This window comes from Actinoplanes sp. NPDC021490 (genome assembly GCF_055562135.1).
The window spans coordinates 167,327-183,658 of the sequence record NZ_JBVHFW010000008.1 but is presented as its reverse complement, the minus strand read 5'-3'; the positions used below and the strand labels follow the sequence as shown (position 1 = coordinate 183,658).

The 16,332-nt window shown below is 71.0% G+C and carries 15 protein-coding genes; 4 read left to right on the top strand and 11 right to left on the bottom strand.

What is annotated here, in order from left to right:
* Window positions 1–21: 21 nt before the first annotated feature.
* Both ACZ3I4_RS22540 and ACZ3I4_RS22535 read right to left on the bottom strand, forming a co-directional pair.
* The gene (locus ACZ3I4_RS22540; protein WP_465383952.1) at window positions 22–588 is read right to left on the bottom strand and encodes a TetR/AcrR family transcriptional regulator; all 567 of its coding nucleotides are present in this window, start codon (window positions 586–588) and stop codon (window positions 22–24) included.
* A gap of 144 nt (window positions 589–732) precedes the next feature.
* On the bottom strand, window positions 733–1,500 hold the full coding sequence (locus tag ACZ3I4_RS22535) for a S1 family peptidase (RefSeq protein ID WP_465383951.1): 768 nt from the start codon (window positions 1,498–1,500) through the stop codon (window positions 733–735).
* Window positions 1,501–1,743: 243 nt separating this feature from the next.
* On the opposite strand from ACZ3I4_RS22535, the gene ACZ3I4_RS22530 reads away from it, so the two are divergent.
* Window positions 1,744–3,945: an MMPL family transporter gene (locus tag ACZ3I4_RS22530; protein ID WP_465383950.1), complete on the top strand. Its 2,202-nt coding sequence runs from the start codon at window positions 1,744–1,746 to the stop codon at window positions 3,943–3,945.
* Window positions 3,946–4,004: 59 nt separating this feature from the next.
* On the opposite strand, the gene ACZ3I4_RS22525 is transcribed toward ACZ3I4_RS22530, so the two are convergent.
* The 5 genes from ACZ3I4_RS22525 to ACZ3I4_RS22505 form a co-directional block, all read right to left on the bottom strand.
* Window positions 4,005–4,847: a PHP domain-containing protein gene (locus ACZ3I4_RS22525; RefSeq protein WP_465383949.1), complete on the bottom strand. Its 843-nt coding sequence runs from the start codon at window positions 4,845–4,847 to the stop codon at window positions 4,005–4,007.
* Between the two features lie 109 nt (window positions 4,848–4,956).
* Window positions 4,957–5,787, bottom strand: a complete 831-nt coding sequence (locus tag ACZ3I4_RS22520) for a PHP domain-containing protein (protein WP_465383948.1) — start codon at window positions 5,785–5,787, stop codon at window positions 4,957–4,959.
* Between the two features lie 13 nt (window positions 5,788–5,800).
* The gene (gene ftsH, locus ACZ3I4_RS22515) at window positions 5,801–7,813 is read right to left on the bottom strand and encodes an ATP-dependent zinc metalloprotease FtsH (protein WP_465383947.1); all 2,013 of its coding nucleotides are present in this window, start codon (window positions 7,811–7,813) and stop codon (window positions 5,801–5,803) included.
* Between the two features lie 137 nt (window positions 7,814–7,950).
* On the bottom strand, window positions 7,951–9,138 hold the full coding sequence (locus ACZ3I4_RS22510; RefSeq protein ID WP_465383946.1) for a hypothetical protein: 1,188 nt from the start codon (window positions 9,136–9,138) through the stop codon (window positions 7,951–7,953).
* Between the two features lie 128 nt (window positions 9,139–9,266).
* Window positions 9,267–10,139 (bottom strand): NAD-dependent epimerase/dehydratase family protein, encoded by an 873-nt coding sequence (locus ACZ3I4_RS22505; protein WP_465383945.1) that lies wholly within the window; start codon window positions 10,137–10,139, stop codon window positions 9,267–9,269.
* A gap of 83 nt (window positions 10,140–10,222) precedes the next feature.
* Between ACZ3I4_RS22505 and ACZ3I4_RS22500 the strand changes: the two genes are divergently transcribed.
* On the top strand, window positions 10,223–11,119 hold the full coding sequence (locus ACZ3I4_RS22500; protein ID WP_465383944.1) for a LysR family transcriptional regulator: 897 nt from the start codon (window positions 10,223–10,225) through the stop codon (window positions 11,117–11,119).
* On the opposite strand, the gene ACZ3I4_RS22495 is transcribed toward ACZ3I4_RS22500, so the two are convergent.
* A complete protein-coding gene (locus tag ACZ3I4_RS22495; RefSeq protein WP_465383943.1) occupies window positions 11,116–12,354 on the bottom strand; it encodes an FAD-binding protein in 1,239 nt (412 codons plus the stop codon). The genes ACZ3I4_RS22500 and ACZ3I4_RS22495 overlap by 4 nt on opposite strands.
* Window positions 12,355–12,663: 309 nt before the next feature.
* On the opposite strand from ACZ3I4_RS22495, the gene ACZ3I4_RS22490 reads away from it, so the two are divergent.
* Window positions 12,664–13,038 (top strand): STAS domain-containing protein, encoded by a 375-nt coding sequence (locus ACZ3I4_RS22490; protein ID WP_465383942.1) that lies wholly within the window; start codon window positions 12,664–12,666, stop codon window positions 13,036–13,038.
* Here ACZ3I4_RS22490 and ACZ3I4_RS22485 read toward each other — a convergent pair.
* On the bottom strand, window positions 12,949–13,923 hold the full coding sequence (locus ACZ3I4_RS22485; protein ID WP_465383941.1) for a sigma-70 family RNA polymerase sigma factor: 975 nt from the start codon (window positions 13,921–13,923) through the stop codon (window positions 12,949–12,951). The two genes, ACZ3I4_RS22490 and ACZ3I4_RS22485, sit on opposite strands and share 90 nt — an antisense overlap.
* 116 nt (window positions 13,924–14,039) lie before the next feature.
* On the opposite strand from ACZ3I4_RS22485, the gene ACZ3I4_RS22480 reads away from it, so the two are divergent.
* Window positions 14,040–14,867: an alpha/beta fold hydrolase gene (locus ACZ3I4_RS22480; protein ID WP_465383940.1), complete on the top strand. Its 828-nt coding sequence runs from the start codon at window positions 14,040–14,042 to the stop codon at window positions 14,865–14,867.
* Window positions 14,868–14,954: 87 nt separating this feature from the next.
* Here ACZ3I4_RS22480 and ACZ3I4_RS22475 read toward each other — a convergent pair whose 3' ends face one another.
* Entirely contained in the window at window positions 14,955–15,509 is a 555-nt protein-coding gene (locus ACZ3I4_RS22475; protein WP_465383939.1) for a GIY-YIG nuclease family protein, read from the bottom strand.
* A 113-nt stretch (window positions 15,510–15,622) separates the two neighbouring features.
* Entirely contained in the window at window positions 15,623–16,276 is a 654-nt protein-coding gene (locus tag ACZ3I4_RS22470) for a hypothetical protein (RefSeq protein ID WP_465383938.1), read from the bottom strand.
* Between the last annotated feature and the right edge of the window lie 56 nt (window positions 16,277–16,332).

Sequence of the window (16,332 nt, the reverse complement as noted above, 5' to 3'; positions counted from 1 at the left end):
CTTGCTTGGAGGGGCCGTGCCTTACGGGGTTGCGGTGCGCCCGTGCCCGAGCGCGTCGTAGCTGACGTCGATGAGGTCGTCGAGGGTCACGGCGAGCGGCTTGTCGCGCAGCGCGACACCGGCGACGGCCAGCGCACCCAGGGCGCCGACGACGCGCAGTGCCCGCAGCGGCTCGGCGTCCGGATCGGTCGCGAAGCACTCGAAGATGACTTCGCCGATGGCCTCGAGGGTGCAGCCGAACTGGTCGTCCTGCGTGTCGGCGAGACAGCTGAGCAGCAGCGACACCGTGCCCGGGCCGTCCACGGCCAGGCGCGCGATGCCGGCGACGGCCGCGCGGTCGCGCGGCGGGCCGGGCGGCAGATCGCGGACCGAGCCGGCCACCTCGCGGATGTCGTGCAGCGCGTGGTCGACGACCGCCTGCTGCAGCGCCTCCTTGGTCGGATAGCGGTGCAGAAGGCCGGTCTTCGAGTAGCCCACCGCGTCGGCGATGCGCTGAATCGACGTCTCCTTGAAGCCGTGCCGCGCGAACAGGGACGCGGCGGTCTCCAGGATCTCGTCGTCGATCTGCTGCTTGGTCGGGCGCGGCATGAGGACCAGGTTAGTCGGATAGGGACCAAGTCGGTCGGCAACCGACCGTGGTGGTCCTCACAGTTCGACGGGGCACCCTGCCAGTTCACCGCACAAAAAAGGGCCGGCTACGGGTTTCCCCGCAACCGGCCGGACGAACTGGTGTCAGTGTGTGACCTGAGAGACCCAGGAGGCGAGATTGTCCACCCGGGCGGCGTTCTCGATGCTGTCGTGCGGGCACGACGGTCCGTTGCTGACCACGGCGACCAGCACCGGCGGCCGTTTGCCCCGTTCCACGAAGAACGGGCCGCCCGAGTCGTACGGGCAGGGTGTGGTGTCGGCCTGCGGGGAGTTCCCCTTGACCTGGGTGACCGAGTCGCTGAGCGCGACCACCTCCATCTTTCCCGTACGCAACCAGGTCACCGGGGCCGGATTGACGCTCGTCGTCGACCCGTAGCCGGTGACCCGCAGGATGTCCCCGGCCTCGGGCGCCGTGCGGCCCACCCGGATCGGGCGCACGTCCCGCACCGGCTCGGCCAGCTTGGCCAGCGACACGTCGGCCGTGGCCGACTGACGCACCGCCACGATCTCCAGCTCGTGGCCCCGCGACGTGTCCGTGAGGTCGGTGCGGCCGATCGTCGCGATCGTCGAGTCGGCGACCGGGCGCTCGACCCGCACCCCGTTCTGGTCACGGAAACAGTGCCCGGCGGTGATCACCCACTGGGGTGCGATCAGGGCGCCGGAACACGCGCTGTTGCGCTTGCCGCCGTCGGCGGTCGGGATGCCGGTCATGGTCAGCTTGACCGAGAAGGCATATCGGCCGGGCTTGACCGGATCACCGTTCGCAATCGCGTTCGCCGGGCCCGCGGACCCGAGAAGCACGACGACGGCGGCGCCGATCGCGGTGAGAATCGATCTCTTTCGCTGTCCCATGTGGACAACCTAGACCCGGCGATCAAGTGCGGCGCATCGGGGAAGTCCCCGGGTAAACCCTGAGCCGTTTGACCGTTTTACAGGTCTTTACCCGGCGCGGCGTCGGGTTTCCGACGGCTACCGGCGTGTCGCAAGGTCGGGGGTCGGCCGGGGTCAAGCCCCGATGTACCCAGCTCCTTCACTCCCTAACTTCAGCGTGTACACAGGATTCGTAGCTGGGGGGCAATGATGGGCAGGCGACCGGTGACGGTACGCATGGCGCGCTGGAGCGCCGAACATCCGTGGCGCGCGATCGCGCTCTGGGTGGTCTTCGTGGCGGTGTGCTTCGCCGGCGGCAGCGCGGCCGGACTCAAGGAGGCCACCGCGCAGGACGACGCGATCGGCGAGGCCGGGCGTGCGTACGTGATGATCGACGAGGGTGGGTTCGCCGACGAGCCCGCCGTCGACAACGTTCTGATCACCGCCCGTACGGGCAAGCTCGACACCGCGGCCGCGCAGAAGGCCGCCGCCGACGCCACCACGAAGCTGCGCTCGGTGACCGGTGTGGCCGAGGTCGGCAAGCCCGTCCCGGCCAACGACGGCTCGGCGCTGCTGGTGCCGATCACCATGACCGGCGACCCCGACTCCGCTTCGGACCGCGTCGAGCCGCTGCGCTCGGCCACCGCCGAGGTGCAACGGGCCCACCCCGAGCTGCGGGTCGAGCAGGTCGGCGGGCCGTCCATCGGCAAGGCGCTGGACGACACGCTGGGCGAGGACTTCAAGCGGGCCGAGATCCTCAGCCTGCCGGTCACCCTGGCCATCCTGATCCTGGTCTTCGGGGCGCTGATCGCCGCCGGGGTGCCGGTGCTGCTGGCGCTGTCGTCGGTGGCCGCCGCGATGGGGCTCTCGACGCTGGCCTCGCATCTGGTCCCGTCGACCGACGCCACCTCGAGCGTCATCCTGCTGATCGGCATGGCCGTCGGCATCGACTACTCGCTGTTCTATGTACGCCGGGAACGCGAGGAACGGGCCAAGGGCCGCGGTCACGTCGACGCGGTCGAGATCGCCGCCGAGACCTCCGGGCATGCGGTGGTGGTCAGCGGCACAGCCGTCGTCATCGCCATGGCCGGGCTGTTCCTGGCCGGCGACTCCACGTTCTCGTCGCTCGCCGTCGGCTCGATCCTCGTGGTCACCGTGGCCGTGCTCGGCTCGCTGACCGTGCTGCCCGCGATCCTGGCCAAGCTGGGCCGCTGGGTCGACCGGCCGCGGGTGCCGTTCGTGTGGCGCCTGACCGCCCGCAACGCCGGTTCGGGTTCGCGCTTCTGGCGGGCCGTCCTGCGCCCGGCGCTGCGCAAGCCGGCCGCCACGCTGGTGGTGAGCGTGCTCGCGCTGCTGGCGCTGGCCGCCCCGGCGCTGGGCATGAACCTCAAGTTCCCCGGCACCGAGGACCTGCCCCGCACGACACCGGCCATGCAGGCGTACGACCGGCTGACCGCGTCCTACCCGAGCAACGGCACCACCCACCTGATCGCCGTGCAGGCGCCCGCGGGATCCGCCGCCGACGTCAAGGCCGCCCTGACCAAGCTGGCCGGCAGCACCCAGGGTGACCGGCTGTTCGCGCCGATCGAGCAGACCGGCCCCGACCTCGAGGTCTCGCCCGACAAGACCGTGGCCGTGCTGCACGTGGCGACGCCGTTCTCCTCCCGCAGCGACGAGGCGGCCGACTCGCTGCACCGGCTCCGGGACACGCTGGTGCCGGCCGCGCTCGACGGGGTGCCCGGCGCCTCGTACGCGGTGGGCGGTGACGTGGCGAGCAACGAGGACTACGCCGAGCACATCTGGCGGACCCTGCCGATCGTGGCCGGGGTCGTGCTGCTGCTGACCTTCCTGATGATGGCCTGGACGTTCCGGTCGGTCGTGGTCGCGCTGACGTCGATCGCCTTGAACATGCTCTCGGTCGGGGCCGCGTACGGGCTGCTGGTTCTGGTCTTCCAGGGCAGCTGGGCGCCCGGCCTGTTCAACTTCACCTCGATGGACGCGATCGTCAGCTGGCTGCCGCTGTTCCTGTTCGTGGTGCTGTTCGGCCTGTCGATGGACTACCACGTGTTCGTGGTGTCCCGGATCCGCGAGGCGGTGCTGCGCGGCGTGCCGACCCGCGAGGCGGTGGCCGAGGGCATCACCGGCTCGGCCGGCACGGTCAGCAGCGCGGCCCTGGTGATGGTCGCGGTCTTCTCCATCTTCGCCACGCTGTCCACGATCGACATGAAGCAGCTGGGCATCGGCCTGGCCGCGGCGATCCTGCTCGACGCCACCATCATCCGCGCGGTGGTCCTGCCCTCGGCGATGACGCTGCTGGGCCGGGCCAACTGGTGGGCGCCCCGCTTCATGCGCCCGCGCGGCCGCCACACGGCGTCGCCTGTCACCCCGCCCCAGCCCGAACCCGAGCTGGTCGGTCCCCGCTCCTGACCCCTGCGGGATGGCCGCCCGCGCCTCGGCGCGGGCGGCCATTCCTTCCTGGGCGACCTTCAGCGCGTCCAGAACTCGTGCGGTTCCCGGCCGGGGCGGAAGCCGTGCGCCTCGACCATGTGGGCGGCCTCGCGGAAACCGCCGGCCAGAGCCGTCGGCGTGTGGGCGTCGCTGCCGAACGAGACCGTGCGGCCGCCCTCCTCGCGCCACCAGGCGACGATCTGCGGGTGCAACGGGAGGCGGGTGTTGACCTCCAGCGTGCGGCCGCCGTCGGCCAGGACGCGCAGCGCGTGCCGGAACTCCGGCTCGAAATCGGCGGGCTCGAAGGGCGTGGCGCCGGCCGGCCAGAAGCGGATCGGGTAATCGATGTGCGCGAACACCTCGAACGCCTCGCTCGCGGCGACGACCGAGGGAACCTCGGCCAGATAGCGGCGGACGAGCTCGTCCGGTTTGATGTGTTCGAGCAGCACCGGCGGCCCGGTGTGCCCGCCGTCCACCGGCAGGCAGTGCAACGACCCGAGCACCCGGTCGAACGGCCCGGCGCTCAGCACCCCGGCGACCGCGGCCGGGTTCAGGTGCGGCTCCCCGATCTCGAGCCCGCTGAGGATGCGCAGGCCCGGGAACCGGGCGCGGCATTCGTCGATCGCGGCCAGATAGGCCGGCGCGTCGAATCGCGGGGGCCGCACCACGAGGTCGTCCCCGGTGTACGGGACGTAATGGGGGCTCACGGCGAGCGACTCCGCGGTGGCGAACCAGTGGTTGAAGTCGAGGTGCTCGGTGAACGCGACGGCCGGAAGCCCGATCTCGGCAGCGCGGGCGCAGGTGCCCGCCATGTCTCCGGCCGACGTGTCCCACGACCACTCGCTGTGCACGTGGCTGTCGCCCGGCAAGGTGTCCGGCATGTCCACTCCCTTCGTCGGCGCCCACGCTATCCAGCGGCGAAAGGCGATCCGGAGACGGACACCCGAAGCTCAGGAGAACAATGCCCCGGCCAGTCGGGCCGAGCTGCGGTCACCGCGTCCAGAAGGCGTGGGGTTCGCGGCCGGGGCGGAAGCCGTGGGCCTCGACCATGTGGGCGGCCGCGCGAAAGCCGTCGGCCAGCCCGCGCGCGTAGTGGGCGTCGCTGCCGAAGGACACCGCGTCGCCGCCCTCCTCACGCCACCAGCGCACGATCTCCGGATGCAGCGGCACCCGCGTGTTGACCTCGAGCACCCGCCCGCCGCCGGCGATCGCGCGCAGGGCCAGACGAAATTCTTCCTGCCACGCGTACGGGTCGAAGGGCTCGCCGACCGGCCAGAACCGGACCGGATAGTCGATGTGAGCGAACACCGAGAAGACATCACTCCCGGCGACGACGGCCGGAATGCCGGTCAGATATCGGCGGATCGCCTCGAACCGGCCGTAGTGCTCGAACATTCCCGGCGGCTCGTAGAAGCCCCCGGCGATCGGCAGCGCGTGCATCGAGCCGAGCACCCGATCGAACCGCCCGGCGCTCAGCACCCGGGCCACGGCCTCGGTGTGCAGGTGCGGCTCACCGATCTCCAGCCCGCTGAGGACGCGCAGGCCCGGGAACCGCTCGCGGCACCGCTCGACCGCCGCCAGATAGCCTGCCGCGTCGAACGGCGGCGCGGTCACCCGGCCCCCGGCGTCGGCGAACGAGGCCAGGTGCGGGCTCTCTTCGAGGGTGTCGCGGTCGGCGGTCCAGACAATGTGGTCGAGGTGCTCGGTGAAGGCCACCGCCGGCACCCCGAGCTCGACGGCCCGCGCACAGGTCGCCTCCATGTCCCCGATCGGCGTGTCCCACGACCATTCGCTGTGCACATGACTGTCGCCCGGCAGCACTGCGTCCTCGCCCTCAGGAAGTAGCGGCGGCGGGGATGCCGGGGGCCGGCAAGGCGCCGGGGGTCTCGCCCCGGGCCACGGCGCCGGGGGCCTCGGACGGGTCGATGCCCGCCGCGGCGTAGGCGTCGGCCTCGTCGAGGGTTTCGGTTTCGAGCAGGCGGTGGGCCAGGCTGTCGAGCTGGGGGCGGTGGGAGCGCAGCAGTTCGAGGGCCTCGGTGTAGCAGGCTTCCACGATCTTGCGAACCTCGGCGTCGATCAGTTCCTTGGTGGCGGGGGCGACGCCGTCGAGGCCCAGCGGCGACTCCTGGCCGGGTGGCGGCAGCACGGTGACCGGGCCGATCGCCTCGGACATGCCCCAGCGGCCGACCATCTGGCGGGCGATGTTGCTGACCTGGTCGAGGTCGCTCTCGGCGCCGGTGGTCATGTCGCCGAAGACGACTTCCTCGGCGGCCCGGCCGCCCAGCGCGCCGATGATGCGGCCGCGCAGGTATTTCGCCGAGTAGCCGTAGCGGTCGGTCGACGGGCTCTGGAACGTCACGCCCAGGGCCTGGCCGCGCGGGATGATCGAGATCTTGCGGACCGGGTCGGCGCCGGGGGTCAGCATGCCCAGCAGCGCGTGGCCGGACTCGTGGAAGGCGGTGCGTTCCTTCTCGCCCGGCGTCAGCATGATGCCGCGGACCGTGCCCAGCACCACCTTTTCCAGCGCGTCGGTGAAGTCGGCGTTGTGCACCCGGTCGTGCCCGCGGCGGGCGGCCAGCAGCGCGGCCTCGTTCACGAGGTTCTTCAGGTCGGCGCCGACCATGCCGGGCGTGGTCGCGGCGATGCCGTCGAGGTCGACGCCGGGGGCCAGCGGCACGCCCCGGGTGTGCACGCCCAGGATCGCGCGGCGGCCGGCCAGGTCGGGCGGGCTCACCACGACGCGACGGTCGAAGCGGCCGGGACGCAGCAGCGCCGGGTCGAGCACCTCGGAGCGGTTGGTCGCGGCCAGCACGACCACGCCCTCGCTGCCGGTGAAGCCGTCCATCTCGGTCAGGATCTGGTTGAGCGTCTGCTCGCGCTCGTCGTTGCCGCCGAGCGACTGGGCGCCGCCCCGGGCCCGGCCGATCGCGTCCAGCTCGTCGATGAAGATGATCGACGGCGCGACCTTCTTGGCCTGGTCGAACAGGTCACGCACCCGGCTCGCGCCGACGCCGACGATCGCCTCGATGAACTCGGAGGCCGAGATCGAGAAGAACGGCACCTTGGCCTCGCCGGCGACCGCGCGGGCCAGGAGCGTCTTGCCGGTGCCGGGCGGGCCGGACAGCAGCACGCCGTGCGGGATCTGGGCGCCGAGCTTGCGGTATTTCCCGGGCTCGCGGAGGAAGTCGACGATCTCGGTGACCTCCTTCTCGACCTCCTCGATGCCGGCGACGTCGGCGAACGTCGTACGGGGCCCGGATTCCGGCTGGTAGAGCTTGGCGCGCGACTTGCCGAAAGCGCCCAGCGCACCCCCGGCGCCACCGGCCATCCGCCGATAGATCCAGACGAACAGCGCGACCAGCAGGATCGTCGGGCCGAAGCCGATCAGCAGCTGCTGCCAGACCGGCCTGGGCGCGTCCGGCGGCTTGGCGTTGACCGGCACGTTGTTGCCCTGCAGCGAGGCGAACAGATTGTCCTCGGCGAAGGAGGGCCGCTGGGTGGTGAACCGCTCGACCTGCTCGGACTTGGTCTCGCCGGTCGGGGTGTAGGCCGTCTGCTTCTTGAACTGGCCCTCGATGGTGTCGGCGGTCGAGGTGATCTCGCTGACGTTGTTCGCCTGGACCTGGGTCAGGAAGAACGTGTACGACACCGGGGCGCGCTCGGGCGGGCTCAGGAAGATCGACGAGATGATCCAGTTGAGGGCGAGCAGGACGACGAGCATGCCGCCGAAGCGCAGCCAGGTGGAACGCGGCCCTCGCGGGCCACCGGGTGGATCGCTGGGCGGCGCACCCTCCACCCGCCACGGGTGGGGACGTTCCGGCGGCTTCGCGTTCGGATCGGCGGGCATGGGGCGAAGCTACCCCGGCCGGGTGACACAAATACATAGTCGTGACGCGCGCGACTGTGCCGCCGAAGAAGACGCGCGCCCGGGTGGGGGTCCGGGCGCGCGCCTGTCTGCGGGTGCTGCTAGGTCAGCGGTTCAGCTCACTGGTTCAGGGCGCAGGGGGCCAGACCCTCGGCGTTCAGGTTCGGCTTGACCGCGTTGCGGCCGATCGCCGTCTCGATCCGGTTGATGGTGGCGAAGCGCTTGTCCTCCAGCGGGCCGAGGATGGCGTTCTGGATGAAGTTCGCGCCGCCCTGGCCGACCGACGAGGCGATGCGGTTGTTGGCCTCGGCGATCTGGGTGTCGAGCAGTTCGAGGTTGCGCTGCACCTCGGCCGCGGCCTGGGCCGGAACGGTCGGCAGGTTGTTCAGCGCCGGGCAGTTCACTGTGGGCAGTGCGCCGGTGGCGCCGCCGCCCGCGTTCTCGCCGCCACCGGCGTTACCGGCCGGCACGTCGGTCGGCTGCTCGGCCGAGGCGCCGCCGTTCTCGTTCAGCGAGCACTTCGACAGGCCCTCGGCGTTCAGGTTGGGCTTGGCCGCGTTACGACCGATCGCCGTCTCGATCCGGTTGATCGTCGCGAACCGCTTGTCGGCCAGCGGGCCGAGGATGGCGTTCTGAATGAAGTTCGCGCCGCCCTGCCCCACCGACGTACGAAGCCGGTTGTTGGCCTCGGAGATCTGGGTGTTGAGCAGCTCCAGGTTGCGCTGCACCTCGGCCTGCGCCTGAGCCGGCACCGCCGGAAGGTTGTCCACCTGCGGGCAGTTCACGGTCGGCACCCCGGCGGCCGCGTCTCCGCCGCCCCCGGCGTTCTCGCCGCCGCCGCCGTTGCCGGCGGGCGGCACGTCGGTCGGCTGCTGGGCCGAGTTCCCGCCGTCCTGGTTGAGCGAACAGGTCTTGAGCCCCTCGGCGTTCAGGTTGGGCTTGGCCGCGTTACGACCGATCGCCGTCTCGATCCGGTTGATCGTCGCGAACCGCTTGTCGGCCAGCGGGCCGAGGATGGCGTTCTGAATGAAGTTCGCGCCGCCCTGCCCCACCGACGTACGAAGCCGGTTGTTGGCCTCGGAGATCTGGGTGTTGAGCAGCTCCAGGTTGCGCTGCACCTCGGCCTGCGCCTGAGCCGGCACGGCGGGCAGGTTGGCCACCTGGGGGCAGTTCACGGTCGGCACCGTCTCGGCGGCCGAGGCAACACCCAGGCCGACGCCGACGATGGCGACCGCGACCCCCGCGACTGCGCCAACCTGCCAGCGGCGCGCGTTACTGCGGGACTTGTTGGACCGGCTTCTGTACATTGGGACTGCGCCTTCCGCCAGGGGGACCAAATTTGGCTTCGGCCATCCATACGGGAGCGCTCCCACGGACGATCAGCACTTAAGCATTTCTTAAGATGATCTCCGCTGACGATTCGTGAAACCCCAGGTCAGGCCGGGTCGTATTCGCCTGCCGCGAACGTTTCGAGCAGCGTCGGGCGCGACGGCTTCCAGTCGAGCACCCGTCGTGCCTTCTCCCCCGACGCCTGCTGGTCCAGCAACAGCGTCTCGCCGAATCCGCCGAGCCGCGCCACCGTGTCCGCCGGATCTTCGGGCGCGACCCGGCCCTCGAGCCCGAGGCGGCGGCTGGCCACGTCGGCCAGCTCCGCCACCGACGGGCTGTCGCCGCTCACGGCCAGGAAACGGTCGCCCGCGGAACCGGACGTCAGCGTGGCCACGTACAGCTCGGCCAGATCGTCGACGTGCACAGTGGCCCAGTGCTGGGTGCCGGGCCCGATGAGCTGCAGCGCGGCCGGTTCACCGACCCGCGCTCCCGCGAAGATCATGGCCGGGATGCCGGTGCCGTAGCCGTAGACGATGCCCGGCTCGACCAGCAGCGAGCGGAGGCCGGGGGCGGTCAGGGCCCGGTTGTCGATCTCCTCGCGCCAGGCCACCAGCGCGGGCGGCGACAACGGCGTGTCCTCGGTGAGGGCCGCGCCCGATCCGTGCACCCAGATTCCGCCCGTACGCACGAGCGTGCGGGCCGGCCGCAGCCCCGCCAGCACCGCCCCCACGAAGTCGCGGTCGGCGTCGGCGCTGGTCGCGTCGCCCGGAGTGGCGGTCGCGAGCACCGCGTCGGCCTCCGCGGCCAGCCCCCGTACGAGGTCGTGGTCGCGCATGTCCCCGGTCACCAGGCGAGCGCCCTCCGCCCGTACGCGGGAAGGGTCTCGAACCAGGGCCGTGACGTGGTGGCCGGCGCCGAGCAGCGCGACGAGCACGCGGGAGCCGATGTAACCGGTCGCACCGGTGAGGAAGATGTTCATGACACCCAGACTGCCGGGGCGACTGTGCGCCGCCAACGAATAGTTCCGATGTCGTTGATAGCCGACGGCGATAAGCTGCCGGGGTGGAACAGCGTCAGCTTCAGTTCTTCGTGGCCGTGGCCGAGGAACTGAGCTTCACCCGCGCCGCGCGCCGCACCCACGCCGTGCAGTCCACCGTCTCGGCCAGCATCCGCGCGCTCGAACGCGACCTCGGCGCCCCGCTGTTCCGGCGGACCACGACCAGTGTCGCGCTGACCGAGGCCGGTCAGGCTCTGCTGCCCGAGGCCCGCCGGTCGCTGGACGCGCTCGACCAGGCCCGGGCCGCGGTCGACGACGTACGCGAAGGCATCGGCGGCAGCCTGCGCATCGGCACGCTGTCCGGCCTCACCATGGTCGACCTGCCCGCGCTGGTCCGCGATTTCCGCGAACGGCACCCCCGCGTACGGCTGAGCTTGAGCACCGCCGCCGAAGGCACCGAAGGCCTGCTGGCCGGCCTGCGCGCCCACGAACTCGACGTGGCCTTCGTCGGCGTGGTCTCGACCACGATCCCCGGCCTGCACATCGACGCGATCACCACGTTCCAGCCGCGGCTGCTCGTCCCGGCCGGCCATCCGCTCGCCGGATCGGCCGCGGTCAGCCCGGCCGCGGTGGCCGACGAGCCGTTCATCGACCTGCCGCCGGGATTCTGCAACCGGGTGCGCACCGACAACGACTTCCGGCTGGCCGGCGTCACCCGCCGCATCGTGATCGAGACCGGCGACCTGAACACCGTCCCCGGCTACGTCGAGACGGGCGCCGGGCTGGCCCTGGTGCCCCCGCTGGTGGCCGAGGCGGGCGCCCGGGTGGTGCCGGTCGCCCTGGATCCGCCGGCCGCGTCATGGGTGCTCGGCGTGGCCCGCGCCTCCACGACCCCGACGCGGGCCGCCCAGGCCTTCCTCGACCTGGTCGACACCCACGTGGTCCGCCGCGACCGCTACTAACCAAGCATCTTGTTCAGCCATTCGTTGCGGAACGTGCCGGCCGGGTCGTACCGGGCGACCAGCTCCTTGAAGTCGCCGAACCGCTCCCAGTTCTGCCGGATCGTCTCGGGCGCCATCGTGAACACCTTGCCCACGTGCGGCCGCGGCGACAGCGCGGCCAGCCGCTGCTCCAGCTCGGCCACGACCGGCGTCACCGCTTCGGCGTCGGCGATCCACGTGAAGTGCAGCGCCAGGCTGTCGCGGTGGTAGTTGGGGCTCAGCCACAGGTCGTCGGCGGCGATCGTGCGGATCTCGCAGACCTGCAGCACCGGCGCGACCCGCTCGCGCATCGAGGCCACCGCGTCGATCGCGGCCAGGCCGTCGGCCCGGGCCACGTGGTATTCCGACTGCAGCTCCTCGCCGCTGGACGGGGTGAACTCCATGCGGAAGTGCGGCAGCCGGGTGTGCCACGGGCCGGGCACGCCGCCCTGCTCGGTGCTGTTCTGCGCGGGCATGCCGGGCACGGGGTGGCGCGGGCCGTCGGCCAGATGCCCGCCGTACCACTCGTCGCCCATCGGCTCGAGGCGCTTCAGCCAGGCGTGGCTGATGTCGCGGCTGGTCCAGTTGGTGAACAGGCTGACGCTGTAACCGTCGCCGAGCATGTCGAAGAGGTGGTCGTCGAGCGAGGCGCGGGGCACGTTGTCGAACACGTACTGCCGGATCTCGAACGTCGGCACCACGTCGAGAGTGAGCGCGGTGACCACGCCGAGGGCGCCGAGGTGCACGACCGCGCCCTCGAAGCCGGCGTCGCCGCGGGCCAGCGTGACCAGCTTGCCCGAGCCGTCGACGAACTCGAGCGACGAGACGACGGTGGCCAGGTTGCCGTGGGTCATGCCGGAGCCGTGGGTGGCGGTGGCAATCGCGCCGGCCACCGAGATGTGCGGCAGCGACGCCGTGTTGTGCAACGCCAGGCCGTTGGCGTGCAGGTGGGCGGCGAGCTCGCCGTAGCGGATGCCGCCGTCGATGCGTACGGACTTGCGGTCGGCGCTGATCTCGGTGAGCCGCGGCAGGTCGGCGAGCGAGATCAGGGTGCCGTCGGTGTCGGCCATCCGGTTGAAGGAGTGGCCGCTGCCCAGCACGTGGATCGGCCCGCCCCCGGCCACGATCTCCTGCACCTCGGACACGGAGGCCGGTCGGCGCAGCGTCCGCGCGTTGAAGACGACGTTGCCGGCCCAGTTGGTCACTTGCTCGCTCATCAGACCACCCTAAGACCCTTTCCCGTACGCCTCCCAGCTCCTCCCGCCCAGCTCAGCTGCCCGAATCGGACCCCAACGCAAAGACGGCACCAACCGGACGATTCGCCCACCAATTCGGCCCGCGTGCGCCCAACGGTTCGCCCCACCACCGCGCCCGGCGCAAAACCAACATTTCCCCATGCCACGCCCGGCGCGGACACGACAACTCGCTCACCGCCACGCCCGGCGCGGACACGACAATTCGCGCCCGGCGCACGCCCGGATCGGCCGGACCGATTAGTTCGGCGCGGCCGGCGAGTCGTACCCGGTATGACGGTTCCGTTCGCCGTCGGCGCGGTGATCACCCGCGCGGACATCCCGTGCCTGTGCGGGCGCCTGGCCGACCTGCTGCGCGTCCGGGCCGGCCCGGGCGACGTCGTGTGCGACGTCTCCACCGTGGCCCGCCCCGACGTGGTGACCGTCGAGGCCCTGGCCCGGCTGCGCCTGACCGCGAGCAGGCACGGATGGCGCCTAGTCGTGCACGGCGCCCCGCCCGAGCTGCTCGGCCTGTTCACGCTGATGGGCCTGGGCGGGTTTCTCGCCGCCGCGCAGAAGTCAGGCCGGCAGGCGCTCCGGCAGGCCGAAGAGCGGGAACAGCCGCTCGGTGTCGAGGAAGTTGTTGACTCCGGCGATCCGTCCGTCTGAGATCTCCAGCACGATAAGCGCCCACGGCGTGTGGCCGTCACCGTCGGCCGCCACCCGGTATTGCCCGAAGGCGGGCAGGCCGTTGGCCACCGCCGGCACCAGACGGGAGCCGACGCACCCGCTGCCCGTGCCGGCCATCCAGGCGGTGATGTCGTCGTGGCCACGCAGCCACAGCGGCAGCGGCGGCATCGAGAGCGTCGCATCCTCGTGCAGCAGGGCCGTGAGAGCGGTCAGGTCGTACGCCTCGAACGCCTGCACGTAACGAGCGAGCAGTTTCTGCTGCTCCTCGTCGCCGGGCTCGAGCACCTGGGCCGACTTGTCGGTCGAGGCGATCGTCGCCCGGGCCCGCTGGAGCGCGCTGTTGACGCTGGGCACCGACAGCTCGAGGAGATCGGCCACCTCTTGCGCCGACCAGGCCAGCACCTCGCGCAGGATCAGCACGGCCCGCTGCTTTGGCGGCAGATGCTGCAGCGCGGCCACGAAGGCCAGCCGGATCGACTCGCGGTCGGCCACCACCTGGGCCGGGTCGGCCACCGCGGCCAGCACCCGCCCGTCGGGCACCGGGCCGACCCAGATCTCATCAGGGCGCGGCTCCCCGGGGTGCGTCGCCTGACCGGAGCCGGCCGGGGCGAGATCCATCGGGCGGGCCCGCCGCTGCGCGCTGCCGAGCATGCTCAGGCAGACGTTGGTGGCGATGCGATAGAGCCAGGACCGCAGGGCGGAGCGCCCCTCGAACCCCTCGTAGCTCTTCCAGGCGCGTACGAGAGTGTCCTGAACGGCATCTTCGGCCTCGAAGGCGGAGCCGAGCATGCGATAGCAGTAACCGGTCAGCTCGGGCCGGAAGGTCTCGAGCTGGGTTTCGATCGGGGTGGCCACGTCGCTCACGGCTACGAAACTAGCCCAGGGGTACGACAAAAAATACCTTCGCTCACACCGATGAGTCCGGATGGCGGCCCCGGTCTTAGGGGTGTCGGACAGCGAACGAGAGCACGGGAGTCGAGATGACCACCACCTGGACCGCAGACCAGCTCGGCCACGGCGAGTACGCCGAGGTCAACGGGATCAACCTGTATTACGAGACGCACGGCCAGGGCCGCCCGCTGATCCTGCTGCACGGCGGGCTCGGCTCGGGCGAGATGTTCGGCCCGATCATCCCCCAGTTCGGCGCCGGCCACCAGGTCATCCTGGTCGACCTGCAGGGCCACGGCCGCACGGCCGACATCGACCGGCCGCTCGACATCAAGTTCATGGCCGACGACGTGGCCGCGCTGATCGACCACCTGGGCCTGGAGAAGCCGGACGTGGTCGGCTACTCGCTCGGCGGCGGGGTCGCCCTGCAGGTCGCGATCCGCCACCCGCAGAAGGTCGGCCGCCTGGTCGCGGCGTCGGCCGGCATCCGGCGCAGCGCCACGTACGCCGAGATCCTCGAGCAGCAGGGCCAGGTCGGCCCCGAGGCCGCGGAGTTCATGAAGGAGACCCCGATGTACGAGCTGTACTCGCGGGTCGCTCCCCGTCCGGAAGACTTCCCCCGCCTGCTCGGCAAGATCGGCGAGGCGATGTCCCAGGACTACGACTACACCGAGGAGGTCCGCAACCTCCAGGTGCCGACCCTGATCATGGCGGCCGACGCCGACATGTGCCCGCCTTCGCACTTCGTCGAGGTGTTCGGCCTGCTCGACGGCGGCCTGCGCGACGGCGGCTGGATGGGCGAGGGCCGTCCCAAGGGCGGCCACGCGCTGGCCATCCTGCCCGGCCTGACCCACTACAACCTGTTCATGTCCCCGCTGTTCGCCGCCGCCGCTCTGGACTTCGTGGACAAGGCGGAGTGATCCAGGCCGGCGGTGCGCCGCAGGCATCCGACGCGCGATGCCTGCGGCCATCCGGCTTGGATCGCGTGGTCCGGTCGCGGACTCTGCTCACGCACGGCTCGAGTCCGGGCGGCTGGAAGCGTTGTAGGCATTCTTGGCGGCGGTGACAGCCGCTTGGACATGGTCGGGATCGACGCCGTGGACGTTCAGCGGCGGGTGCAGGCGGCGGACGAGGTCGGTCTCGATGGACTCCGGTTCGTCGGTCTCCGCCCAGGTCAACCGCAAGTGCGCGTACATCCATGAGGTAAGTCGCGTCTCGTCCTGAGGGGCGAGGACCACCCGATCGGTCCAGATCGTCTGGTAACCCTCGGACACGAGCAGCCCAGCCAGCGTACGGCGCAAAGTCGAGCTGCCCGATCGCCTCAGATGATTGCGGAGGATCCGTCCTCGCAGGCTGGTCGCCCGGCCGAGGTACAGCAACCGCAGGGATGGGACGTCCTCGTTCGGTGGTCCGGGCAGGTCGGGAAGAACCGAGGGCGGTGCCCACCAGGCGTAGACACCGCTGCCCCGGCCGAGTCTCTTGGCCGCGACGTCGAGTTCGACAGGCGCGCCGAACAGCAGCCGCAAGGCTTCCTCGTCGAGGTCGTTTCCGGGGATCGTCATCCGAGCCATGCTAGGCCTCCGGCCACCGCGGCGATCGGCACCAGGGGGTTGGGGCGGCGCGGTGAAACCCGGGTCGCGTTGGGCGGCCCGGGCCTCGCGGATCACCGAAGTTGTCAGCGGCCGCAGGGCGTGCACGTCGGTGGGGTGGTCGGCTGATAGAAGCGCCAGATGTGCGTTGGCGTGGTCCGTCCGAGGTCCGGCGCCGCACCGAAGACCCGGTAGGTGCCGTCGATCTCAGGGCTGACACGCGAGGCGCTCAAGTCGCGGTTCATGGCGGGGTTGAAGAACCAGAAGCGGTTGACGCCCCCTGACGCCGGGACAACGCTCCAGTAATGCCCCTCGGCGGAACTCTGCCGTGCGGTGTAGACACCGGTGGTGCCGGCGGGCGCACCTTGCGGCCTGGTGGTGTTGGCACTGAGTTCCCAGATGTTGCTGCCGAAGTTCTGATAGTTCTTGATCCTCGTCGACGACCCGGGAATCGACCACCATTGGCTCGGCGTGCGGAAGTTGCAGTGGGCCAGGTAGACGTAGTGGGTGTTGGCCCCGTTCGCCGACGTCTGCGCGTTCGTGCTCAGGCACCACCGGTAGCCGCCGCCTTCAGCCGGCCGGCTCCCGTCGTAGTAGTCGCTCATCAGCATGTACCAGCCCCCCGGCGGGGACGATGCGGCGGCCTGCGCCGTCGTGGCCGGGCCCAGGGACAGCACGGTCACCAAGGCTGCGAGCAGGCCGGTGAGCACCGTCGACCGGAGACTCTCGATGCGGAACATCAGGTTCCCCCCAACTTTCGATAGGTGACTCCGAGTGTTGGGCGGACCGCGCGGTG